At 51.0% G+C, this 23,120-nt stretch carries 25 protein-coding genes; 17 read left to right on the top strand and 8 right to left on the bottom strand.

Annotation, left to right across the window (positions count from 1 at the left end; all coding sequences use genetic code 11):
* Positions 1-102: 102 nt before the first annotated feature.
* From GQE98_RS16500 to GQE98_RS16490, 3 genes are read right to left on the bottom strand one after another with little or no spacing between them, the layout of a single operon-like run.
* Entirely contained in the window at positions 103-1,089 is a 987-nt protein-coding gene (locus tag GQE98_RS16500; protein ID WP_161316802.1) for a 2-dehydropantoate 2-reductase, read from the bottom strand.
* Positions 1,086-2,609 carry an acyl--CoA ligase gene (locus GQE98_RS16495; RefSeq protein ID WP_161316800.1) on the bottom strand — a complete coding sequence of 508 codons (1,524 nt, stop codon included), beginning with the start codon at positions 2,607-2,609 and terminating at the stop codon, positions 1,086-1,088. Before GQE98_RS16495 ends, GQE98_RS16500 begins: the two co-directional genes overlap by 4 nt.
* Positions 2,610-2,645: 36 nt before the next feature.
* Positions 2,646-4,235 carry an AMP-binding protein gene (locus GQE98_RS16490; protein ID WP_161316799.1) on the bottom strand — a complete coding sequence of 530 codons (1,590 nt, stop codon included), beginning with the start codon at positions 4,233-4,235 and terminating at the stop codon, positions 2,646-2,648.
* Positions 4,236-4,394: 159 nt separating this feature from the next.
* On the opposite strand from GQE98_RS16490, the gene GQE98_RS16485 reads away from it, so the two are divergent.
* Genes GQE98_RS16485 through GQE98_RS16475 form a run of 3 tightly spaced genes read left to right on the top strand, consistent with a single transcriptional unit; the run spans position 4,395 to position 6,315 of the window.
* A complete protein-coding gene (locus tag GQE98_RS16485; protein ID WP_161316798.1) occupies positions 4,395-5,126 on the top strand; it encodes a DUF6134 family protein in 732 nt (243 codons plus the stop codon).
* On the top strand, positions 5,123-5,872 hold the full coding sequence (locus GQE98_RS16480; protein WP_161316797.1) for an SDR family NAD(P)-dependent oxidoreductase: 750 nt from the start codon (positions 5,123-5,125) through the stop codon (positions 5,870-5,872). Before GQE98_RS16485 ends, GQE98_RS16480 begins: the two co-directional genes overlap by 4 nt.
* Positions 5,869-6,315, top strand: a complete 447-nt coding sequence (locus tag GQE98_RS16475; protein ID WP_161316796.1) for a nuclear transport factor 2 family protein — start codon at positions 5,869-5,871, stop codon at positions 6,313-6,315. Before GQE98_RS16480 ends, GQE98_RS16475 begins: the two co-directional genes overlap by 4 nt.
* On the opposite strand, the gene GQE98_RS16470 is transcribed toward GQE98_RS16475, so the two are convergent.
* From GQE98_RS16470 to GQE98_RS16450, 5 genes are read right to left on the bottom strand one after another with little or no spacing between them, the layout of a single operon-like run.
* Positions 6,290-6,826: a DUF3833 domain-containing protein gene (locus GQE98_RS16470; protein ID WP_161316795.1), complete on the bottom strand. Its 537-nt coding sequence runs from the start codon at positions 6,824-6,826 to the stop codon at positions 6,290-6,292. The genes GQE98_RS16475 and GQE98_RS16470 overlap by 26 nt on opposite strands.
* A gap of 27 nt (positions 6,827-6,853) precedes the next feature.
* Positions 6,854-8,176 (bottom strand): MFS transporter, encoded by a 1,323-nt coding sequence (locus tag GQE98_RS16465; protein WP_161316794.1) that lies wholly within the window; start codon positions 8,174-8,176, stop codon positions 6,854-6,856.
* Positions 8,151-9,395 (bottom strand): SAM-dependent methyltransferase, encoded by a 1,245-nt coding sequence (locus tag GQE98_RS16460; RefSeq protein WP_161316793.1) that lies wholly within the window; start codon positions 9,393-9,395, stop codon positions 8,151-8,153. The genes GQE98_RS16465 and GQE98_RS16460 overlap by 26 nt, the downstream gene beginning before the upstream one ends.
* Positions 9,396-10,184 carry a DUF1365 domain-containing protein gene (locus tag GQE98_RS16455; protein WP_161316792.1) on the bottom strand — a complete coding sequence of 263 codons (789 nt, stop codon included), beginning with the start codon at positions 10,182-10,184 and terminating at the stop codon, positions 9,396-9,398.
* 17 nt (positions 10,185-10,201) lie between these two features.
* Positions 10,202-11,530 (bottom strand): NAD(P)/FAD-dependent oxidoreductase, encoded by a 1,329-nt coding sequence (locus GQE98_RS16450; RefSeq protein ID WP_202526357.1) that lies wholly within the window; start codon positions 11,528-11,530, stop codon positions 10,202-10,204.
* A gap of 162 nt (positions 11,531-11,692) precedes the next feature.
* Between GQE98_RS16450 and GQE98_RS16445 the strand changes: the two genes are divergently transcribed.
* From GQE98_RS16445 to GQE98_RS16380, 14 genes are all read left to right on the top strand, one after another.
* On the top strand, positions 11,693-12,283 hold the full coding sequence (locus GQE98_RS16445) for a sigma-70 family RNA polymerase sigma factor (protein WP_161316790.1): 591 nt from the start codon (positions 11,693-11,695) through the stop codon (positions 12,281-12,283).
* On the top strand, positions 12,283-12,957 hold the full coding sequence (locus tag GQE98_RS16440) for a ChrR family anti-sigma-E factor (RefSeq protein WP_161316789.1): 675 nt from the start codon (positions 12,283-12,285) through the stop codon (positions 12,955-12,957). Before GQE98_RS16445 ends, GQE98_RS16440 begins: the two co-directional genes overlap by 1 nt.
* Positions 12,958-13,348: 391 nt before the next feature.
* Positions 13,349-13,756, top strand: a complete 408-nt coding sequence (locus tag GQE98_RS16435; RefSeq protein WP_161316788.1) for a hypothetical protein — start codon at positions 13,349-13,351, stop codon at positions 13,754-13,756.
* Positions 13,757-13,765: 9 nt separating this feature from the next.
* Complete coding sequence (locus GQE98_RS16430; RefSeq protein WP_161316787.1) at positions 13,766-14,500, top strand: beta-ketoacyl synthase chain length factor; 735 nt, start codon at positions 13,766-13,768, stop codon at positions 14,498-14,500.
* On the top strand, positions 14,472-15,266 hold the full coding sequence (locus tag GQE98_RS16425) for a 1-acyl-sn-glycerol-3-phosphate acyltransferase (RefSeq protein WP_161316786.1): 795 nt from the start codon (positions 14,472-14,474) through the stop codon (positions 15,264-15,266). Before GQE98_RS16430 ends, GQE98_RS16425 begins: the two co-directional genes overlap by 29 nt.
* Positions 15,259-15,528: a phosphopantetheine-binding protein gene (locus tag GQE98_RS16420; protein WP_161316785.1), complete on the top strand. Its 270-nt coding sequence runs from the start codon at positions 15,259-15,261 to the stop codon at positions 15,526-15,528. The genes GQE98_RS16425 and GQE98_RS16420 overlap by 8 nt, the downstream gene beginning before the upstream one ends.
* Positions 15,525-15,770 carry an acyl carrier protein gene (locus GQE98_RS16415; RefSeq protein WP_161316784.1) on the top strand — a complete coding sequence of 82 codons (246 nt, stop codon included), beginning with the start codon at positions 15,525-15,527 and terminating at the stop codon, positions 15,768-15,770. The genes GQE98_RS16420 and GQE98_RS16415 overlap by 4 nt, the downstream gene beginning before the upstream one ends.
* Positions 15,751-16,329, top strand: a complete 579-nt coding sequence (locus GQE98_RS16410) for a COG4648 family protein (protein ID WP_161316783.1) — start codon at positions 15,751-15,753, stop codon at positions 16,327-16,329. Before GQE98_RS16415 ends, GQE98_RS16410 begins: the two co-directional genes overlap by 20 nt.
* A gap of 3 nt (positions 16,330-16,332) precedes the next feature.
* Positions 16,333-17,697, top strand: a complete 1,365-nt coding sequence (locus GQE98_RS16405; protein WP_161316782.1) for an AMP-binding protein — start codon at positions 16,333-16,335, stop codon at positions 17,695-17,697.
* Positions 17,698-17,709: 12 nt separating this feature from the next.
* A complete protein-coding gene (locus tag GQE98_RS16400; RefSeq protein WP_246157391.1) occupies positions 17,710-18,090 on the top strand; it encodes an ApeI family dehydratase in 381 nt (126 codons plus the stop codon).
* Positions 18,087-19,787, top strand: coding sequence for a glycosyltransferase family 2 protein (locus tag GQE98_RS16395; protein WP_161316780.1), 1,701 nt, complete (start codon positions 18,087-18,089; stop codon positions 19,785-19,787). Before GQE98_RS16400 ends, GQE98_RS16395 begins: the two co-directional genes overlap by 4 nt.
* Positions 19,784-20,194 (top strand): acyl-CoA thioesterase, encoded by a 411-nt coding sequence (locus tag GQE98_RS16390; protein WP_161316779.1) that lies wholly within the window; start codon positions 19,784-19,786, stop codon positions 20,192-20,194. Before GQE98_RS16395 ends, GQE98_RS16390 begins: the two co-directional genes overlap by 4 nt.
* A 35-nt stretch (positions 20,195-20,229) precedes the next feature.
* Positions 20,230-20,796: a LolA family protein gene (locus GQE98_RS16385; protein ID WP_161316778.1), complete on the top strand. Its 567-nt coding sequence runs from the start codon at positions 20,230-20,232 to the stop codon at positions 20,794-20,796.
* A complete protein-coding gene (locus tag GQE98_RS16380; protein WP_161316777.1) occupies positions 20,793-23,117 on the top strand; it encodes an MMPL family transporter in 2,325 nt (774 codons plus the stop codon). Before GQE98_RS16385 ends, GQE98_RS16380 begins: the two co-directional genes overlap by 4 nt.
* Positions 23,118-23,120: the final 3 nt, after the last annotated feature.

Raw genomic sequence — 23,120 nt, 5'->3', positions numbered from 1 at the left:
AATTTCAATAGGATGTGGGTACAACAAGAAAGGCCCGCCGTGATGTCTCTCACGACGGGCTTTTCTTGATGAAAAATCAGATAGATATTTAGGTTGGGTGTGTTACCCGCTGAGGCATCCGAGCATTCGCGCTTTTTGCCGGACAAGGGCGGCGATCGTATCGATTGTTGGTGTCTCCCGACCGGTAATGGCGCCTAGCTCCTGCACCGCGGTTACAAGGGCATCGACCTCCATCGGGCGGCGACTTTCCATATCAACCAGCATGGATGTCTTGTGCGGACCAACTTTTGAGGACCCTTCGATCCTTTTGTCCACGTCAATGGGGTATTTGACGCCAAGGGCTTCTCCGATGGCCTGGCCTTCCAGCATCATTTTTCGGGCGACTGCGCGGGTGTCCGGATCCGATGTTATCTTGTCCAACGTCTCCCCGGTTAACGCCGAGATGGGGTTGAAGCTGAGATTGCCCCAGAGCTTGACCCAGATATCGGAACGGATATCGGTTCTGACCGGCGCCTTGAGACCGGCGTTGATCAAGAGCCTGGACAGGATTGCAACCCGCTCGGTTCGTTCGCCAGTCGGCTCACCAACAGGGAAACGATCGCCGGCCATTTGGGAAATGACGCCGGGTTCCGTGACTTCTGCTGCCTGATAGATAACCGCGCCAATAGCGCGTTCGGGGCCGATCCCCTCCCAGATTTTACCATCAGGATCGACAGCCTTGACCCGCTGGTTTTCCTGATCGCCCTTTAACCCATAGAAATACCACCAAGGAACGCCATTTTGTGCAGTGACGACTGCTGTTTCGGGACCAAGAAGCGGTTGCAACTTGTCCACGATCCCGCCGACGGAATGCGCCTTCAGGGCAACGATGACATAGTCCTGAGGGCCAAGTTCGGCAGGATCATCGGTTGCCTTGATATTGCTAATCGTAAAGCTCTCGTCCGGACCGTTAATCGTCAGGCCTTTTTCGCGGATAGCGGCTAGATGCGGGCCGCGCGCAATGAGAGAGACTTCCGCATCCCCCTTTCGTGCCAGCAATGCGCCCACCAGACCGCCAATTGCGCCTGCGCCATAGATACAAACTTTCATGTTACTAATCCTAGTTTTTCGGCTAAGCCGATCCGTTGTAATTTTCCTGTTGCGCCTTTTGGAATTTCATCCAGCAGCAATATGCTACGGGGTACCTTGAAGGCGGCAAGGCTTATTGCTGCAAAATCTCTCAGTTCAGCTTCTGTTGCATTGTGGCCGTCTTTGAGGACAATCGCTGCCGCCACGTCCTCGCCAAGCTTTTCATGAGGAAGAGCGAAAGTCACCACTTGATCGACCGCTGGATGGTTCATCAATACCTCATCAACTTCACGTGGGGAAATTTTCTCTCCACCCCGGTTGATGATCTCTTTCAGTCGTCCGGTGATGGTGAGATAACCTTCTGACGTCATTATGCCCTGATCGCCTGTGCGGAACCAACCTTCAGTGAAAGCTTCCGCATTGGCCTTTGGGTTGTTTTCATACCCTGCCGTGACATTCTCTCCCCGGATAACAATCTCTCCAGTCTCGTTGGATTTCAGTATCTTGCCCTCTGCAGACATAATCGCAATTTCGGGGCCCGAGGCAATGCCGACGCTTCCCGGGACGCGCTTTGACGGTGGAAGAGGGTTCGCCGCCATTTGGTGGGACGCTTCGGTCATGCCGTAGGCTTCAATTACCGGGCAATTCCACATTTCCTCTAGTGATGTCATTACCTGCGGAGGAAGAGAGGCGGAAGAGGAACGGATGAAGCGGAGATTTGCATTTTCAATGATTTCTTTATTGCGCGCGCCACGGGAGAGGACGGCCTGATGCATGGTTGGTACGGCCGAGTACCAACTCGGTTTTTCCTCGCCAATCCACCCGAATATCTTCAAGGCATTGAAACCCGGCGTGCAGGTTACATTTGCGCCTGCCCGTAGGGAAGAGAGCACCGCTGCGATCAGTCCATGGATATGAAAGAGCGGCATGATATTGAGGCATTTATCCGCTTGGGTTAGCGTAAGGGAGTGAACAATATTCTGCGCCGAGGCCGTTACATTTCGATGGCTGAGAGGGACGATCTTCGGTCGCGACGTCGTGCCGGATGTATGGAGGATCAGTGCGACATCCCCCGGTTCCGCCGGACCCGGTGACGCTGTTTCACCAATGGTCGATCCTGTTAACTCAAAATAACCGGCAGGTGCGCCCTTTGGCACGGTCAGTTCAATCACCGCTATACCGAGCTTTTGGGCTATATCAATTGCCGGGCTATGGCTTCCCGCTTCAACGAGCAAGGCTTTGGCTTGCAGGTCATTGAGGTAGAATTCAAATTCTTCCGCCTTATAGTCGGGATTGAGCGGGGCTGTAGTCGCGGCGCTGGCGACCGTAACAAAGGCGCTGGCCATTTCAGGGCCATTAGGTAGCACAATTGCTACCCTATCTCCGCGACCAATTCCCAAGTCGTTCAGCTTAACAATAACACGGGCAGCAAGCTCTCTCAGGGCTTTGTAGGGGAGTGGGGCGCGTCCCGGTGCGCCAATGGCGGCCGCATCTTCTCTACCAATTTGTAGAAGCTCGAATATCGTTCTCTCATCCGACATGGAGGTTGCCTCCCTTCTTGAATGGAGGGCGCGAAATTACGCCTCGATTGCGGGCAATCTTTCGCGTAGCTCGTTCTTGGCAATTTTTTCAAGCGTTGATCGCGGAAAATCATCCAGGATAATAACATCTCTTACAACTTTGAAATCGGCAAGGTTCTTCTTACAGACGCCTATGATTGCGTCCTTCAGGTCGTCTGGTGCAGTGACTTTCGGAATGACGAAAACAACGGGCACTTCATCCAGCATACTGTGCTTTTGCCCCACAACAGCGCATTCCTGGATCCAGCCGGTTTCCATCACCACAGTTTCGATTTCAGATGCAGCGACATTTTCAGCCCCGATTTTCAGCATATCCTTTTCACGATCCCCGAAAAAGAGATCGCCATTTTCATCCATCCGGACGTAATCGCCGGTTTCAAACCAGCCGTCTGCATCAAAGGATTTTGCATTGGCCTCAGGGTTGCGGAAATACTCCTTGAACATGCTTACACCGCGGATCCCGCGGATATAGAGAAGACCTCGCTCTCCCGGTTTGACATGGTTCCCGTCGGGATCGCGAATATCTATACTAAATCCCGGCGATACGCGTCCAATGCCGACCGCCGGGCCAGCATGATCCATGTCACTAACGATACCTTGCGTGATGGTTTCCGTCATGCCCCACCAGCCCAGGGTCTTGATGCCATATGTTTCTTCGACAAGAGGAATCCGTATTCCTGTGCCCCAGAACCGGAAGCTGTGATCCGGCGGCGGGTCCTGCGAGAGCAGGGCACTCACGCAGAAACGTATGGTTGACGCCCAAGTGCATTTATTTCGCCGTGCCACATCCCAGAAGCGGGAAGCGGAGAACTTTGGTTGTATAACAATCGTGCCGCCGATCCACAGGGTGCTCAGCATGGAGTAGGACTGCGCATTTGTGTGGAAGAGGGGGAGAAAGGCGATACAGACATCCTCATGACGAAGTCGCATATGCGCAACATTCATCTGCGCGCCCCAGATTGCATTTGCGTGAGTCCAGAGCACAGCTTTGGGCCTTGATGTGGTGCCGGAGGTAAACTGCACGCCAAGATCCGCAAAGGGCTCTGCGTTGCGCGCCGGGCAGGGAGCCGTCTCTGCCAGCAGGTTGGCGAAAGGAATATGGGGTACTTCATCAGGAATATTGGCCGGCGCCCCCGCGTCATTATCGGTAACAGCGAGAAATTTTATACGAGGCGCCGAGCTCGACACGAGCTTGGCGTATGAGGGTTGAGTGATAGCGGCGACAATATTTGCATGTTCGGCGAAATAGACCACGTCCCGGGCGACAGAGCGGGTGTTGGTGGAGACGGCAACGGCGCCGATATGGGCGCAGGCAAACCAGGAAATCAGGAATTCTGGGCTGTTATCCAGATGAATCAAGACTTTGTCACCGAAGGCGACACCATTTTTAACTAGGCCCGCGGCGACCTGTTCCACCAGCGCGCTAAACCCGGCATAGGTGAACGTCTGGCTTTTACCATCAAACGGCTCCCAGATAATGAAAGGCTTTTCGGGACAACGCTCAACCCACTGGCGGAGAAGCCACGGGATGTCCCGGCCTTCGATCATGGATTTATGGGATTGTTCAATTGCCTCTATGATACTCATTTCTCACCTGCCTTTTTATTATTTTTCCAGATCATAAAAAGGAAACCGGTTGAATGCCAGCCTCACGTTACTGTTGCTAATATTTTCCGCAATAAAAATGATCCAAACAAGCGGTCAGCGCGTAATTAATTGTGTATCTATAATAACCGGAGCTGGCGCATGACCGATAAAATTTCCAGTAGAGTATGTACGCATATCTTTGAAGGAACGGCCGCAATGCTCTTCCTTATGGTCGCGATCTGGCCGACAGTTTCCTCGGCGTCAACAGAAAGCATGGCAGATCCCTTGGCAATTTATGGCGAACGACATGAATTTTCTGTCCTTCGTGACGGTATCCCTGTCGGAAAGCATTTGATCTCCTTTCAGCAAACTGGGGAGGCTGTTCATGTGGACAGTTTCTTCAACGTGGAAGTTAAATTTCTGGGCATTTCCCTATACCGTTTCGACTATCAGAGCGAGGCTATCTGGAAAGAGGGTAAGTTACAGACCATTGACGTCAAAATTGATGACGATGGAACAAGTATGGAAATAAAAGGGAAGCGTCAGCCTGATAAATTTATCATAAATGGTGAGGCCCGTGAGATCGCTCACGGTGCCGATATATATCCGACCAATCACTGGAACAGTGGTATTGTTGGTCAATCGCAAATTCTTAACACGCTGACCGGAAAAGTAAATAATGTCGCTATTACCAAAACCGGTGAGGAGACGGTTGCAGTACGCGGGGGAACTGTGCGCGCAAGTCGTTATGTATATGATGGCGAACTAAAGATTATTTCCTGGTATGACCGTAGGGGACGTTGGGTCAAAATGGAATTCAAGGCAAAGGATAACTCCGATATGGTTTACTTTTGCGAAACCTGTCCAGTGGAGATTGGATCGAGGGAATGAAAGACCAAGCCGTATGGATTGTCGGTGGCAGTAGCGGGATCGGCCGGGAGGTCGCCCGGCAATATGCAGAAAAAGGGACAGAGGTTGTGGTCAGTGCGCGGGGCGAAGAAAAGCTCGCTGAAACTGTTGCGCTTAAACCCGACCTGATAAAATCCCTGCCACTCGATATTACGGATGAGACCTCCGTCAGGTTGGCGACATATAAGCTCTACGCTAACGGGAACGGACCCAGGACCGTTATTCTGAATGCCGGAACATATGAACCGATGTCTTTTGATCATTTCTCCGGTGATAAAGCAATGCAGGTGATGAACGTGAACTACTTTGGCGTTGTCCGGGTGATTGAGCGTATCCTGCCGTATTTTATCGAAGATCAGGTTGGTAAAATTGTCATCGTCGCATCGGTTGCTGGATATCAGGGGTTGCCACTCGCGCTTGCTTACGGGCCGTCGAAAGCAGCGCTGATCAACCTCAGCGAGGCTTTGAGGGTGGAGCTTACGGGAAGCGGCGTCACCGTTCAGCTTGTAAATCCGGGATTTGTTAAAACACCATTGACCGCCGGGAATAAGTTCCCCATGCCATTCCTGATGGAGGTGGAGGCCGCGGCGGAACGCATGATCCGCGGGATAGACAGTAATGCGTTTGAAGTCACCTTTCCGCGGCGTTTTGCGTATATTCTAAAATTCGTGCGAATGTTGCCCTATTGGATTTCGCTCCCCTTAATCCGCAAAGGAACGCGTGGATGACGGTCTTAAAGACGCATCAGCCTCGGCTTAGCGCTTATATTAAGTATTTCGAGACATTGACTCCCGAGACAGTCGATGATCTTGATATGTTGGTGCGTGAAGATTTTATCTTTGAAGATCCGTTTAATCGCCTCACTAGCCGAAGCGACGCCAAACGACTGTTTCGGCAGATGTTTTTGGAAATGGATAGCCCTGCCTTCAAGATCAGCGCGAGCTATTGGAATGAGAGCGGGCAGTCCGCCATTCTGAAATGGCGATTTGCAGCTGAGGTGCACAAGATTGGCAAGCTTGATTTCGAAGGTTTGTCGGAAGTTTGTTTCGATGACGCCGGCTTGATTCTCAGCCATGTCGATCACTGGGATGCGGCGTCACACTTTTATGAGAAACTTCCCGTTCTCGGTGTAATTTTGCGAATGATCAGGGGGAAACTCCGTCTTTCTTGAAGAAGAGTGTGATTGTTCCAATCGTAAAGCCCCAGCGGCTGACCGTTGCCCGATTGATTATCACATCTCCCGGCTGGCGGTATAACCAGTCGTTAAAAGTAACACGCCATACATCCTCGCCGACTTTCAGGTCCATGTCATAGCGCCAATTGAGTGCGTTGCCATAAAGTACGCCTTTTGCCGAGCCAATAACATCGCCCGCCGTACCCGTGTAGTTATGCTCATCCTCGCGCTGTATAGTCCAGACCCGCCGGTCTGTTTCGCCATCGCGGTAGAGGAAATACTCATCCAGAGTCAGGGTATCCCCGTCGACTTTGCCATCAATCGTAACTTCAAACTGGCGGCGGAGATTGCCGAAGCGATCCTCGAAAATACCCCAGGCTAATGTCCGGCCTTCAAAATAGTCAAAGAGTTCTAGAGCAGGGGTGGTCTCCGCAAATTGTTCCGCCTTCATCCCGCTACACCCCGCTATAAATGCCAGGATCAATCCTACCAACGCGCCTCTGATCATGCTGTCCTCGCTCGGTTAAGATGGCGATCAGTTGCGCTGTTTGAGCCGTTTATTGATCGCTTGCTGCTGCCGGGCGGTAAGGGGGTATCCCCACATTAGCGCCACAGCCATTATCTTTAATACGGCGGGAAGCCAGCCATAGATCACTGCAAGTTGGAATGGGTCTATTTTTGTATCCGTGGACGATTGGCCCATTTCGCTTTGCCCGAGGATCATAAAGGCAGCGGCAACGCCAAGACCGAGGGAAAGTTTAGTTGCCATGCTCCATAGAGCGAACAGGACTGAGGACCTGTCACGGTTATTAAGATAATTATCCCAGTCAGCAACGTCGGACTGCATCGCAGGCGGTAGCGCGAGATCAGCGCCGAGTGCAAAGCCAGTGACCAGGCAAATAAGGCCAAAGAAAAGGATATCTCCTGCGCCGATCAACGGCACTGTTAAAAACGCAAGGCAGGCGAATGACATGGCAATGCCCCAGCTTCGATGCTTGCCGAAACGCGTACTCAGCCACATCCAGAGCGGAATGCCGAGAATTCCCGACAGAAAATAGATAAACAGGAGGTAAGAGTTATATGCCTCTGGCAATTCAAGGACATGGGAAATAAACAGCGGGAAACAAGCGGTGGCGATGCCGATGGAAAGACCGCTCAGAAACCAGGCTGTCAACAACCGGAAAAAGAGCTTGTTTTTCTTGAGGCCGGAGAGAATTTTCTGGAACTTAAGCGGCGGTAGGGAGAGTCGGCTGGCCGGTAGACTGAGAAGCGCGGGAAAGGCGATGATCCCGCAGCCAATGACAAAAATAGCGGCATAGGCAAGCTGATCCGGGGCGCTATCGCCAGCAGTGGCGACGAGGAAAAGGCTCAGGGCCAGAATGCCAACAAGTCCGGAAACTTCCCGTGCGGCGCTGAGATTGACGCGAGTGTGGTAATTACCGGATAGCTCCACCGTCCAGGCGAGGTAGGGTATCTGTACAATGGTCCAGCCGAGCAATAATAATCCATAGTAAACGAAGAGATAAATGTCTCCCGCAGCTTCAGGCGGTGTAAAAAGGTTATAAAGGGCAATGCCGGAAATCACCGCCCCGAAACCAATCTGGATTTTCCTTCCCAGCCGCCATCTACGGATGTAATCGGAAAGCCAGCCGACAATTGGATCGCTGATCACATCGGTAATCCGCACCAGGAGCAGGATAAAGCCGGTTTGGGCAAGGCCAAGCCCCACTGTTTCTGCATAGAAAGCGGGCAGAAGAACAAAGGCCGGGATCAGCGGCATTGCCATCACTGCACCGGGCAGGGCGTAGAACAGCAATGCCCGGCGAGGGAACTCAGCGGAGTTCAAAGATGACAACATCTATGGATTTCTGGCGAAAGCCCGCCTCACAATATTGAAGATAAAATTCCCACATGCGCTTGAAGCGCAGATCAAAGCCGAGTGGTTCTATCCGCGGCCATTCCGCAAGGAATTTTTCTTTCCAGAGCTTGAGCGTTGTCGCATAGTCACCGCCGAATTCTTCCCGGACACAGGCCGTTAGCCCATTCCTTGCCGCGGCTTCAATAAAGGCGGACTTGGAGGGAAGCTGTCCGCCCGGAAAGATGTAGCGCTGAATGAAATCGGCGGAGTTTCGATATTGACGGTACCGCTTCTCATCAATTGTAATAACTTGAACCGCAGCCTTCCCTCCGGCTTTCAGATTACGTTTGATTGTCGAGAAATAGCTGTCCCAGTTTTCTTCCCCGACAGCCTCAAACATCTCGATGGAAACGATCGCATCAAAGCGACCCTTCTGATCGCGATAGTCCCTGAAATGGAATTTTGCCTGATTCTGCAGGCCTAACCGATCTGACTGGGTCTTTGAAAAGGCCAGCTGTTCCTCGGAAAGCGTTATTCCTTCAACCTTGGCACCATATTCCTGTGCGGCAAGGGTAGCAAATCCCCCCCAGCCACAGCCAATTTCAAGAACGGTCATATTCTCCGCGATGCCTGCGAGGTTAGCAATACGGCGATATTTCTGGCGTTGCGCTTCGGCGAGTGATTGACCTTCCTCGGTGAACAGGGCCGCCGAATAGGTCATGGTTTCATCCAGCCAACGACAATAGAAACTATTTCCGAGGTCGTAGTGATACGCGATGTTTCGCCGGCTCCCCGCTCGACTGTTACGGGCACGCAGATGTCGCAGAAAATTGACAAAGCCCGAAAGCCACTTACCAATCATCGCCGATTTGAGATCCTTTTCATTGAGCAGCGCCAGCTCAATCAAAGTGGTTACATCCGGGCTCGTCCAGTCTCCATCCATATAGCTTTCGCCAAGGCCGATATCCCCGGATTTCAGGATGCGTTTGGCTGCTCTGCTGCGATGTAAAATCACCGTGGCAGCTGGTGCCCCGACGTTTGCAGGGCCGAATTTGAGCTTTTCGCCATTCGGCAAAATTAGCGTCAGCTGCCCGACCGTCATCTGGGAAAGCCCAATCGTAAGTGCCTTGATCCAGGCATCGGTCAAATGCGGTAAAGTCGCGACCAAATCCTGCGTTCTACTGGCGATTATGTCAGTTTGCGGGGTGGTATCGGTCATTTATTTCTCCTGACGTTTTCCGATTAGGGATGGTTTGGCCAGAACTGGCTTGCGCGCCTTCTTTTCCGGACGGTCCACGAGCTTCAAGCCTTTTAACCAAAGTTTCAGTGCTTCCCAGTGGATACCGGCAATGACCTTGAGACTATTGAAAGGAAATCTCGCGATTGCCCAGCCAAGGTTGTGGCTGTTGAGCGGGCTGCGCTGGCCAACGAAGGATGCGTTCATAATAGGTTTGCCGTCATGAAACTGCCGTATGGAAAGCGCAACCGTTTCACGCGGCGGCAGGACAGAGAATTGATAACGGCAATTCATAGGCATGAAGGGGGATACATAAAACTCCTTGCTGCAAGCCTGCGTCATTACGCCTTTTGAATTAGCCAGACCGGCAGGGAGGACATAGCTATGTTTTTCGCCAAATGTATTGCTGACATCATAGACGAGAGCGACAAGATTATCCTCTGAATCGTAACAATAAAACGTGCTGAGTGGGTTGAAGGCAAACCCGAAAATACGCGGGATGCAAAGCAGGCGTACGGACTTGACAGGGGTGCTTAGTCCACTTTGCATTACCTTTTCAAGAATACTGGCTTTCAAGTCATTTGGGGCGCCATCGCCAAAGTCTTTCGTGAAAAAAGAGACGAGGTTGCGTTTGTTGACTGAGAGAAAGGGAATGCGGCGTGCGAGTTGGCTCAACTCATCAAGATCAAGGAGCAGATAGAAAACCCTGTAGTCAAAATGGTGGCCGACGGGTTGAAGGCGCCGGTGGGTTACCATTCCATTATAAAGCATGCTTTTTTGCATCGGCTTTAAGCAACTTTCGCAAATGATGCGCCGGTTGCATCTTTCGGCAAGTAAATGCGTGAACGTGACGCGTCTACCTGCCAGGGACGCAGATCACCGCCCAATGCCTCCGCAACTGCAAGGCCGGACTGAATGCCGTCTTCATGAAAACCGTATCCGAAATAGCTACCACAAAACCAGAGGTTTTTTTGCCCCTGCAGGTTCCATAACATCTTCTGTGCGGCGATCGCCGCGTTATCAAACAAAGGGTGATCGTAAGGGAAGCTTCGCAAGACGGAGCCGTCTTTTGGTTCAATTGCGGGGTTCAGGGTGACGAAATAATCCTTGTCTGACTTAAGGTTTTGTAACCGGTTCATCCAATAGGTAACGGAAAGATCCTCTTTCCCGGCATCCTTGTTGGTGGCGCCCAAATAGTTCCAACTTGCCCAAGCCTTGCGCCGTTTGGGCATAAGCGACGCATCACAATGCAGGATTGCAAGGTTTTTCTCATAGGCAAAGGATCCAAGAAGTTTTTTATGCGCTGGCGTTGGATCCGCGATAAGGGCGAGAGCTTGATCCGCGTGGGTTGCAAAAAGCGCATCGTCAAATTGCTGAATATGGCCATTTCTGCATTCCACAAGCACGCCGGACTTGTCAGTATGGACCGCGGCAACCGAGCTGTTTAGGCGGACAGCCCCGGCAAGAATATCGCCAATACGGTCAACATACTGTCGGCTGCCGCCTGTAACAGTTCGCCACTCTGGCCGATCCGAAATTTGCAATAGTCCATGATTTTGACAAAAACGGATAAAGGCGGCGGCGGGATAATCAAGCATATCCTCTGTCGGGGTTGACCAGATCGCGGCCCCCATTGGCAGTAAATGATTATGGATAAAAGCGCGCCCATAACCGCCAGACCTGAGAAGTTCTCTCAACGTCCAATGTTCTGTCGCGGCATGTTCCAGAACAGACGGTGCGTTGCGGTAGAATTTCAGAATATCCCTTATCATACCCCAGTATGCGGGTTTGAGCAGGTTTGCTTTCTGGGCAAACAGGCCCGCCAACGACGTTCCCGCATACTCAAGCCGGCCACCATCAAGAGATGCGCTGAACGACATTTCTGTCGGCTGGGTGGAGATGTCAAGATGCTCGAAAAACGCGACAAGATTTGGATAGTTCAGTTGGTTATAAACAATAAAACCGGTATCAATGAACTGGCCGTCAACCTCAACTGTGTTGCTGTGGCCGCCCAGGCGATCATCTTTCTCGAAAAGGGTAACGTCGTGGTTCTGCGACAACAGCCACGCCGCGGACAATCCAGAAATACCACTCCCGATTACTGCAATTTTTTTCATTAATCCATCCGCCATTATCTATTGGATACATTGAGATACGCAGTAAAATCCTGGATGGATCACAAAAAATCTTACGCCAAATGATCCGATTATCAATTTTAAACGTAATAAGGTACACTGACGTGGAACATACTGTGGTTGTAACGACTCATAAAGGCAAGCATGACCTCACCGGACGGTAGCAGGCAGGGCAGGGCAGGAACACGTGCACTCCCGGAAGATCTCGACAGGGATCTGATGGCAGTTGGTCTTGAACAGGACCCGACGGCTTTTCGGCGTTTGTTTGCCGATCTTGCACCGAGACTGAAGTTTTTTTTGATTAAAGGCGGCATGATTGAAAGTGCTGCCGAGGATGTCCTTCAGGAAACAATGATGAAGGTCTGGCGAAAGGCAGGTCTTTTCGACAGCTCCAAGGCATCCGCCTCAACTTGGGTTTATACGATTGCGCGAAATGTCAGGATTGATCGGCTGCGAAAGGAAAATCGCCCAGAGCCTGACCCGGAAGATCCTTGTTATGTTTCAGAGGCTCCGGAAACCGGTGAACAGGCGGTCAGCCGAAAACAGGATAGAGAACGCATTCAAAAGGCGATGGCTTTGCTGCCGCCGGAACAGATGACAATTATTAAAATGTCTTTTTTTGATGAAAAATCGCACGGAGAAATTGCCGAGACGCTGGATATTCCCCTCGGTACCGTAAAGTCGAGAATACGTCTGGCTTTCGGAAAAATTCGTGCGGAATTGGAGGTCTTGTAATGAGTATACGGCATCATATCGGCGATGATACGCTGATGGCATATGTCAATGGAACACTGGCGGAGTCGCTATCTGTGGTTGTGGCCACTCATCTGGCGATATGTCCCAAGTGCCGGAAAAGCGCAGAATTAATGGAGGATATGGCCGGGTTATTACTGATGGAAACGGAAACGGCATCTCTTTCGGCGGCGGAAGAGGCGATGGCGGAGACGATTCCCGTTGGCGTATTACAGGAAGATCGTATCCTGGATCGTCCCAAGAAGACGCAAGGGTATTCAAATACGGGCGTACCAATGCCGTTGGCCGATCGCATGCCAGCCGCGCTCGATGATATTCCTTGGCGAACATTGATCCCCGGTATTAGCCATTATCCCCTGCCCAGAACCGGATCAAGCAAGGAGAAGGGTACGTTACGACTGCTTAAAATTGCCCCGGGAAAAACCATGCCGGAACACAGCCATACGGGTCAGGAACTTACGCTTATTCTTCGCGGCTCCTATATTGATGACCTCGGTCGCTTTCAGGCGGGAGATTTGGCCGACCTCGACAGTGATACCCTTCATCAGCCGGTAGCAGACACGGCGGAGGATTGCATCTGCCTGATAGCAACCAACGCCCCGCTGAAGTTTTCCGGCTTTTTCAGTCGGCTTTTGCAGCCTGTATTCGGGATATAGGCGTCATAAACGGTAATCGGTTCAGATATATATGTCATGCTTGGCCTTGCAAAAGATAGCATGCTGACTTTGTTTTATCAGGGTCAGTATATCTGCTGACGATTAAACTAGGCTCCAATTTTTTGTTGCGTAAGTAAATTGTGGGCTAACACCGCCGCACAGTCTGTGACCTGACCACAACCGGGTTTTTATTTTTCCTGCTGCGGTTGCGTGCTTTCCAGCAGTTCTAAAGGAATCCTGCGAGGGGATACTTAGGGTCTACCTGACATTGATTCTAAAATATCAGTTTCGCCCTAGCAATCCATCTTCAAGAGTTGTAAATCTTTTGCAGCCCGAAGGCCCGACCGGGGAATTGGGCATCGATTTTACAGCCTTTGGAAGGACGAAAGTGATGAAAAAGTTTTTTTATGTGGCGATGGTGGCCGCGCTCGCCATTTTAGTCAGCGGGTGTATGGGACGTATAGAACCGGTCTATAATGCCGAAGCAAATCCGATTCCGGTCAAGCTTCAAGAAGGGTCGATGGAAAATATCGGTACAATTATCCAGACATCCGCCATCAATCGTGGCTGGATTGTCAATGATGTCGAGCCAGGCAAGATGAAAGCGACATTACACAATCGTACTCATGTGGCTGTCATTGAAATCACCTATACCAAGACAGATTACTCAATCAACTATGTTTCCAGCGATGATCTGCTGTATGATGGGTCGAAAATCCACAGGAACTATAATAAATGGATCCGTACCTTGCAGAATGACATAAATAAGAACCTGAACGTCGCCGCTCTCCAGGTATAAGGACGATAGGTGAAGAGCGGAATTCCCTTTACAGTTCGGCGATGGTCTGCCTGGGCACCATCACTCGACGGGCCCGAGGCATGGCAGCAGTGGGCCCGCGGTGAAGCTGATATTCCGGTGGGGGAGGTTACGCCAGATGTCCGTGATCTCCCGGCCGGACTGCGTCGGCGTCTATCACGATTGGGTAAAATTGCACTTCGCGTTGCGATGGATGTCGAGCCAGAAGAGAATTCTCGTGTCGTTTTCAGTTCCCGCAATGGCAATGTCAACGAGATGCTATCGTTGCTGCAAAGTCTTGCGGTGGAGGAGCCCATTTCCCCCACAGGATTTGGCATGTCGGTTCATAATTCCCTTGCGGGAATGCTTTCCATCGTTCGTAAAAATCGCGCGGCGCAAACGGCAATTGCTGCGGGTGGGGAAAGTTTGTGTCTGGGGCTGATAGAAGCGTTGGCCTGCCTTAATGAGGATCCATCATCACCGGTTCTCTTGCTGCATGCGGATGAAACACTCCCTGATTTCTATGCACCCTTTCAGGATCGGGAAGTCCCCGTTTGTGCATTGGCTCTGGTCATCGATGCGGCGGCGCAAGGCGAGGGGGCTTACTCCTTCGGATTTTCCGGAACACAGACGCGGGACATGCCGGGCGACCCGATGACAAGCTTTATCCGCTTCCTGTTGCGGGGGGAGACCAACTGGAACTGGTCCGGCGCGGAGGGTGACTGGTGGTGCAGACGTCATGCTTGAACGGTTGAATTATGTCTGGCGCTTGATCGGGACGGGGCTTGCCTTTGCCTTCTTCGGTCTCGGCGGTATTTTTATGACAGTCTTTGTTTTTACATCCATTGCATTCTTCACCAGGGATGAAGCATTGCGCATTCGGCGGGTGAGAAAATCCATTTATTACGCCTTCCGTGTTTTCGTATATTTGCTTCGGGTTGGCGGCATTATCGATTCCCGTTTTCACGATACGGATAGACTGAAGGATGTACGCGGCGCTCTTATTGTTGCCAATCATCCTTCCTTGCTGGATACGGTCTTTTTGATGTCGCGGATGCCCGATGTACAATGCATTGTCAAACATGAGCTTTGGGATAATATCTACCTTGGCGGAGTGATGCGCGCGGCGGGCTACATCCGCAATGATGGCGATGCAGAAAAGATGCTGGCGCAATGCGAAAAAGCATTGAAAAATGGGCAGAATATTCTGGTTTTTCCTGAAGGGACGCGGTCGGTGCCCGGGCAGGCGCTTAAATTCCAGCGGGGCTTCGCCAATATTGCGACGCATTTCAGCGCCCCGATCCAACTCGTCACCATAATATGCAAACCGTCAACCTTAACGAAAGGAAGTCCGTGGTATGCTATCCCGCCGCATCAGGCTTGCTTTGATATAACCTTTAACGAACAACTGGACATGACGGACTATCTAAGGCATGAACCGAGATCATTAAAAGTACGCAAGCTAACGCGCGAACTGGAGCAGTACTATATTGGAAAACTCTGTAATGAATGATTTTGAACTGGAAATTAAGAAACTGGTGATTAAGACCCTCAACCTAGAGGATATTACACCCGAGGAGATCGACAGCGAGGAGCGCCTGTTCGTTGATGGATTGGGTCTTGATTCAATTGATGCGTTGGAATTAGGAGTCGCCATTCAGAAATCCTATGGCATTAAAATTAACGCCAAGAATGATGATTTGAAAGAGCATTTCGCTTCCGTGCGAAGTCTCGCCCGCTTCATTACATCCGAAAGGAAGGAGCTGGGCGCATGACCCGCGACGAGATTTACGAAAAGCTCCATGAATATCTGGAAGATATGTTTGAAGTTCCTCCGGAGTTAATCACCGAAGAGGCACAGCTTTATGACGACCTGGATCTGGACAGCATCGATGCGGTGGATCTGGTGGTCAAGTTGCAGGATCTGACAGGAAAGAAAATACCGCCTGACGAATTCCGGACAGTACGCTCAGTAGGTGACGTGGTGGACCGGGTCCATGCTCTCTTGGCGGCATAAATTTCGGCTGCTGGACCTTCTGCTTGTCCTTATTGGACTGGCCTATCCATTCGTCGTTTATTTCGGACTTATGAAATTTTCCCCACTGGCCGTGGGCAGCGCATTGATAGCCTTTCTGATCTTGCGATTATTACTTCGCCGCAAGCAATCAGGACGAAAGCCTGAATTCTGGATTTATCCGGTTATCCTTGGTGTTATTACGGTTCTTTTGATCGTAAATGACATGTTGGCGATCAAGGTATATCCGGTGTTAATTAGCCTTTCGTTCGCGGGGGTTTTCGGTTTTTCCCTGATTTACCCACCTACGATAATCGAACGTTTTGCCAGAAGAATGGAAGGCGAGCTTGACGCGCGGGCCATTGTCTATACGCGTCATGTAACAGTGGCCTGGATCGTTTTTTTTCTTCTTAATGCGGCCGTCTCGCTCTGGACCGCGCTGTATGCCCATCTGGCGATATGGACGCTTTATAACGGGTTTATTTCCTATCTATTGATCGGTCTTATGTTTGGCGGTGAATTTGTCCTTCGCCAGTTCGTAAAACGAAAAAAAGTGAGTTGAGAGTTGTTTATTCCCATATCGAAGCTGCTGATTTCTGATCGTGCTGGGGATACACCCGTTGCCCGGATTTCCGGTGAGGATCGCAGCTTTGCTGACTTGACAGCCGAAATCGCACATTTGTGCCTGCACATCAGGAGCCGGGGTGTAAATCAGGTCGTTCTTGCAACAAAGAGCAGCTACGCCTTTGTGTGCGGCATGCTGGCAGCCTTTCAAACCGATTGCCGAATTATCGTGCCGCCAAATGCACTTCCCGGAATGCTCACGCATTTTGTTAAAATGGAATGTCCGCTTATGTCCGATATTTGCGATATCGGGGATGACAACCAGATAGTAATTGATGGCAAATCAGGTGTTGAACCAACTTTCAAGGAACTCGATCCTGACCAATGCTATCTTGATTTTTACACGTCTGGATCCACGGGCCAACCCAAACGCGTTCCGAAAAGCCTTGCTCAGATCGAGAATGAGTTGATCGTTCTTGATCAGATATTCGGCGCAAAGCTTAACGGTGCTGCGACACTAGGCACTGTCAGCCACCAGCATATTTTTGGGCTTTACTTTAAATGTCTGTTACCGCTTTGCGAAGGACGGGTGTTTTTCCCCGAAATATTTGAGATTTGGGAAGAATTGCTTGCCGCTGCGCCGCCCCGGTCCTGTTTCGTCTCCAGCCCGGCGCATCTGACCCGTATTCCGCCGTTTGATCCGTTGCCTCATGAAGAAAGGACGCCTGTGATATTTACGGCTGGCGGTCCTTTGCCCTTTGAAGCCGCGCAAGATGCCTCTGTAAAATTCGGAACCCTGCCAACGGAAATTTTTGGAAGTACGGAAACCGGGGGTGTCGCCCACCGTCAACAGAAAGACCCGCGCACACCTTTTACGCCATTACCTGGCGTGCAAACCCGGATCGATACGCAGCAGTTGCTTAGTGTGAAATCGATTTATACCGACGGTGCAGACTGGGATGTCACGAATGATATTGTTGAGTTGCTGGAGGATGGAAGCTTTATACTGGCAGGGCGTGCCAATCAGTTCGTCAAGATTGAGGGGAAACGCATTTCCCTGATCGAAGTTGAAAAATACCTGATCCAGTCTGACTATGTAAGGGATGCCGCTGTGTTTATCCTCAAGGAAGATCGGGCAACCCTTGTCGCAGTAGTAGAGTTATCCGCGCCCGGTTGGCAGCGACATCAGGAAATCGGGGGCTTTCGCCTGAACCGAATTTTGCGACGGGAACTGTCACCCTATCTGGAGAATGCTGCGCTGCCACGGCGCTGGCGTTTTGTGGGGCGGTTGCCGATCAATGCACAGGGAAAACGACAGCAGGCCTCTCTCGATGAATTATTTGCGAGCGAAGAAGGGGCAGACTAAACTGTGCCGGTTATGACAGAATTCTCCAATATAAAATGGTCTGATAGCCGCACTCTTCCGGACATCCGCGCGGAACAGCTTGATGGTGATATCGTCGAATTGGAACTTTTCGCAAATGCCGACCTATTCCAGTTCCAGGGACATTTTCCGGAGGAGCCGGTGCTTCCCGGTGTCGCGCAAATTGACTGGGCGGCAGTTTTTGCGCGAAAATATTTTGATATTACGGGCAATTTTACGCGTCTTGGCCAACTCAAATTTTCAAGGCTTATCGTTGCGGGAGCGCTACTTCGGCTCCGACTAGAATGGCACCGGGAGAAAGGGCGGCTCCACTTTGCCTATCACGAGGGCAGTGAAAAATGTTCGTCGGGCTTTTTTGAACTGACGGATCTATGAGTTTTTCCCTTGCGGCGATAGTCCCGAGCTATAATCACTACCGCCATATCGCGACGGTGGTCGATGCCTTGCAGGCGCATGGCCTTCGGATATTCATAATTGATGACGGCAGTCAGGAGCCGGCGAAGTCTGCTTTGGCGCAATTTGATGATCCGGCGCAGGGCATAACCCTTCATCGTCAGCCGGAGAATGGCGGCAAGGGGGCGGCAGTGATGGCGGGGTTTCGCCTGGCCGCTGATGAAGGTTATACGCATGTCTTGCAAATTGACGCAGATGGGCAGCATGATCTTGAGGCCCTGCCAGCGCTGATCCAGCTAGCGGAGATTCACCCCGAAGCGCTCATCAGTGGCCAGCCGATCTATGATGAGACAGTTCCGGTCTTGCGGAAGTTTGCACGATGGATCACTCATGTGTGGGTCTGGATCGAGACGCTCTCGACCGTCATTACCGATAGCATGTGCGGTTATCGGATATATCCATTGCGGGCTGCAGTCGACATCATAGATCGCGAAACAGTCGGTTATTACATGGATTTTGACACGGAGATCATGGTGCGGATGTACTGGCGGGGCACGCCGGTCCGGATGCTGCCGATCCATGTGACCTATCCGGAGGATAATATCTCCAACTTTCGGCTCGGTGCAGATAACTGGCTAATTACCAAAATGCATACTCGGCTAGTGTTTGGCATGTTGCGCCGATTGCCGAAGTTTCCATTTAATCGCAAAGAAGATAGCCGTAGCCTAAGTCATTGGGGGCGTATTAATGAGCGCGGTGCCACTCTTGGTCTGAAAATCCTTTTCTCGATATACCGAATTGCCGGGCGCCGGATTTGCTGGTATGCGATGCAACCGGTTCTGCTTTATTTTTTTGCAACCGGACGGGAGCAACGGGAAGCTTCTCGCATCTATTGGCGCCGCCTTTACCTTGCGCGAGGAGAGGATCGGGAACCAAGCCTGTTGGATATTTGGCGACATTACCGTTCCTTTGCTGCGATGGCCCTTGATAAATTGGCCGCCTGGCTTGGCACTATCCAAATCAACGATATTTTTAGTGAAGATCTGGCCTCGCTCGATGCATTGGCAAATCGTAAACCTGGCATCATGGTTGTGACTTCACACTTGGGAAATGTCGATATCCTGCGTGCCGTCGGGGCGGCACGTGGCATTAAAAACATTACTGTTTTCGCTCACACGCGCAATGCCGTGCGGTTTACCAACATATTGAGTAAGGCTAATCCGGCTGCAACCGTAGATATTATGGAAGTACAGGACATCGGCCCTGCGACGCTGATTGAACTTCAAGAGAAACTAGCAGCGGGTAACTGGGTCGTTATTGCGGGAGACAGAATCCCTCTTGAGGGAAGTAAGCGGATCCGGATGCTTGACTTTTTAGGAGCACCTGCCCCCTTTTCTGAAGGGGGCTGGTTAATCGCGGCATTGCTCGGGAGCCCGGTCTATGCGCTTCATTGCTTGCGCGACGGTGAAAAATTCCGCATCCTTTTTGACAAAATCACTGATCGCGTCAATCGACCAAGGCCGCCCAAAGACGGCCTTGAAGCGCCAATGACAGAATATGTAAGGATCTTGCAGGAAAATTGTCAAAAATATCCGGATCAGTGGTACAATTTCTATGATTTCTGGGCCGTTCCAGAACAAATAAACATGCCAGATAAAAAGCATGAGGAAACAACATGATATCGGCGGATATTACGGTAAAGAGTCAATTCTATGATCTCGATCCGATGGGGATTGTGTGGCATGGAAACTATGCCCGGTTTTTTGAGCAGGCCCGCTGCGCCCTCCTTGACAAATTGGATTTCAATTATGAGCAGATGAACGATAGCGGTTTTGCCTGGCCGATTGTTGATATGCGCATCAAGTATATCCGCCCGATCCGCTTTGCTCAGGAAGTCAAGGTGACCGCCACTCTCGTTGAATATGAAAATCGACTTAAAATTCAATATCAGATCACGGATGCGACTACAGAGGAGAGGTTGACTCGGGGATTTACAATTCAGGTAGCGATTGATAAGAATTCGGAGGAAATGTTATTCCAGTCTCCATCAATTCTATACCGAAAAGTTGAAGCCCTGTTGTGCTAAAATCGCTCCTTTTTATGATATCTGTTGTGATAGTGGTGGCTACAGGTTCAGCCCGGGCAGTGCCAATTACACTCTCAGATGGAGAAGCGTTGATGGGACGCTTCGAGCAAGCTCGATATCTGCGGGGATTTGACAAGCCAATCGTGTCCGAAGGCGAGTTTTTCCTGCTGCCGGGATCGGCGTTAATCTGGCAAACCGAAAAGCCGTTTTTCAGCAGGATGGTCATTGATGATGAAGGGCTGCGGCAGGGCCTGAAGGGAGCAGAGGTGACACGTCTCAGCTTCAAGCAATTTCCGGGCTTTAAAATACTACGCGATACATTTGAGAACAGCTTGAGCGGTAACTGGGAGCCACTCGAAGAAATGGCGGGAGCAAAGCTTACCCCTGCCGATGGAAAATATTCGTTGCGTTTCTCACCGAAGGCCAGTGGCCTGACATTACCCTTCGCGTATCTGAATTTCGAGATTAGTGATTTTTTGGACGTCGTGGAGATAGTAAAGAGCAATGGTGATCGCGATGTCATTACCTTTTCAGAGCAAAGAAAAGCGCCGATGGCGGAGATCAATACGGCAGCCGAAAGCAGTAAGGAAAAGCAGCCGTGAACCGCGCGGGTCTCTGGGTCTATATAGCTTTGCTTTGTAGTGCGGTCGCAATTATTTCCTGGCGCCTGCAGGATGGCCTTCCGCTCGATACCAATATTGTGGCGATGCTTCCTCATTCAGAGGAGGCGGAATGGGTCTCCCGATCAGAAGCAGCGGAGAGAACTCAAGGAACGGATCAGTTGATCGTTCTCGTCGGACATCCGGAATTTGAAACCGCGCGATCCGCAGCTCTGGATCTTGGCAAAACACTGGCAGAAAACAATATTGTCAATTTAGCGCAGGAGTCGGCACAACTTTCAAATCTTCAAAACCTGACAGAATCCCTTTTTCCTTATCGGACCGGACTACTGGGAGTAGGGGACCGCCGCTTGCTTTCCGCGGGACAGGAGCAGGTTCTCGTCAATCGGGCCTTGGTGCAGATACTGTCGCCGCTTTCCTTGGCAGATGCGGAATTGATCCGGCGGGATCCATTTCTACTCCTACCCAACTATCTGACCGCGAGTACAGAAAACAGCTCGAAACTGTTGAGCCGTGCCAATGTCCTCGCGGTTGAAGAAAACGGAAAATGGTTTGTTTTGGTCAGGGGAAGGCTCGTTGAAAATCCATTCGACAAGGGGTTTCAATCGCGCGCCCGCCACATCTTTGATGAGGCGGAGAGTAGACTTCAGAAACGTTATGGCGATATTCAGATACTGAAGACCGGTGCCATTTTTTATGGAGAGCATGCCTATCGGCAGGCTGAGGATGAAGCAGGCTTTATCGGCATGATTTCGCTGATTGGCATTGTCATTCTGAATTTCCTGGTATTTCGGAGTTTTCAGCCTCTTGCGCTCAGCCTTTTGGCGATCGTGTCGGGAATTGCGGGCGGTCTGGCTGTCACGCTTCTTTTCTTTGGCACGTTGCAGCTGCTGGCGCTCGTTTTCGGTGCAGGACTGATTGGTATTTCCGTAGATTATGCATTTCATTATTTTTGTGAACGGTTCAATCAGACGACAACTGTTCCTGGCGCGCGGGCCAGAGCCATTCGTTCCGGTCTGACGCTAGGTCTGGTGAGCTCGGTCCTCGGTTTCGTTACGCTTGCCCTCACGCCGTTTCCCGGACTTCAGCAAATAGCCGTATTCTCGGCCTCCGGTCTGACTCTGGCCTATTTAACGGTGTTGTATGTTTTTCCTTATCTGGATCGCACCAAGCCCTTTCAACATGGAGAACGTTATTTAAAATTGTCGATGACGCTCCATAATTTCTGGTGGCAGGACAGCACCCGGAAGTGGCGTTTGCTATTTGTGGTGCTGCTTGTAATAGCGGGATTGTTCGGCGCAACACAAATTACGGTGGATGATGACGTCCGCCGGTTACAGTCTCTCCCCAAGGGCCTTCAGGCGGAAGAACAGGCGATCCGTCATCTTGCCGGGATTGAGAACCAGACTCATCGGTTTTTTGTGCGCGGATCAAATTCGGAAGAGGTTTTACAGGCTGAGGAAACTCTTGCGCTGGATCTGGAAGCACTTCGAGCGAGTGGGGTCATTGGCAGCTATCGGATGATATCGCAATTTGTTCCGTCAAAATCGCGCCAACTTGAAAACCAGGCACTTGTTGAGAAGCTGTTGATGCCAAAACTCGCCGATCATATGGCCACAATTGGTCTTTCCGGAGGTTTGCCCTACCAGAAAATTGAGGGTGTTTTGACCATTGACCAGTTTTCTAAAGCTGATATGCCGGGGCTGATTTCCCACTTAAAAATTTATACGACTCCTGGCATTGTGGTTCATGCGGTGTCGCTTTCCGAAGTGAAGGATACGGCGCCGCTCGTAAAACTTGCCGAGAAATCGGCAACTGTCGCGCTGATCAGTCAGGCAGACAGTCTGAGCAAGACTTTTGGCGCATACCGGCTAAGGGCTTTAGTTATGCTCGGGATCGCCTATTGCGTCGTCTGGGTGTTTTTATCCTTACGCTACGGTATTCTTGGCGCCCTGAAGGTGATGATGCCTTCTGTTGGGGCGGTGGCTCTCGCGCCCTGCCTTCTTGCCTTGATAGGGGAACCCTTTACATTTTTCAACGCCATGTCACTCATGTTGATATTCGCCATCGGCCTTGACTACGCGATCTTTAACCGTGAAGCAGCAGGGGAACGACGGCGCCGCGCGATGCTGGCTAATGGACTTTCAACTATTTCTACGCTTTTGGCGTTCGGTCTGCTGGCATTGAGCGAGACATTCGCCATCCATGCTTTTGGGATTACCATTCTGGTCGGAATTACGCTGGCTTATATATTGGCACCGCGTGCCGCAGACCTTGAGCACCCCATGAAGGAGCCCTTGTAATAT

Source organism: Sneathiella litorea (assembly GCF_009882915.1).
GTDB lineage: Bacteria > Pseudomonadota > Alphaproteobacteria > Sneathiellales > Sneathiellaceae > Sneathiella > Sneathiella litorea.
Note: the sequence above shows the minus strand (reverse complement) of the source record. Positions and strands in the feature narration are given on the sequence as shown.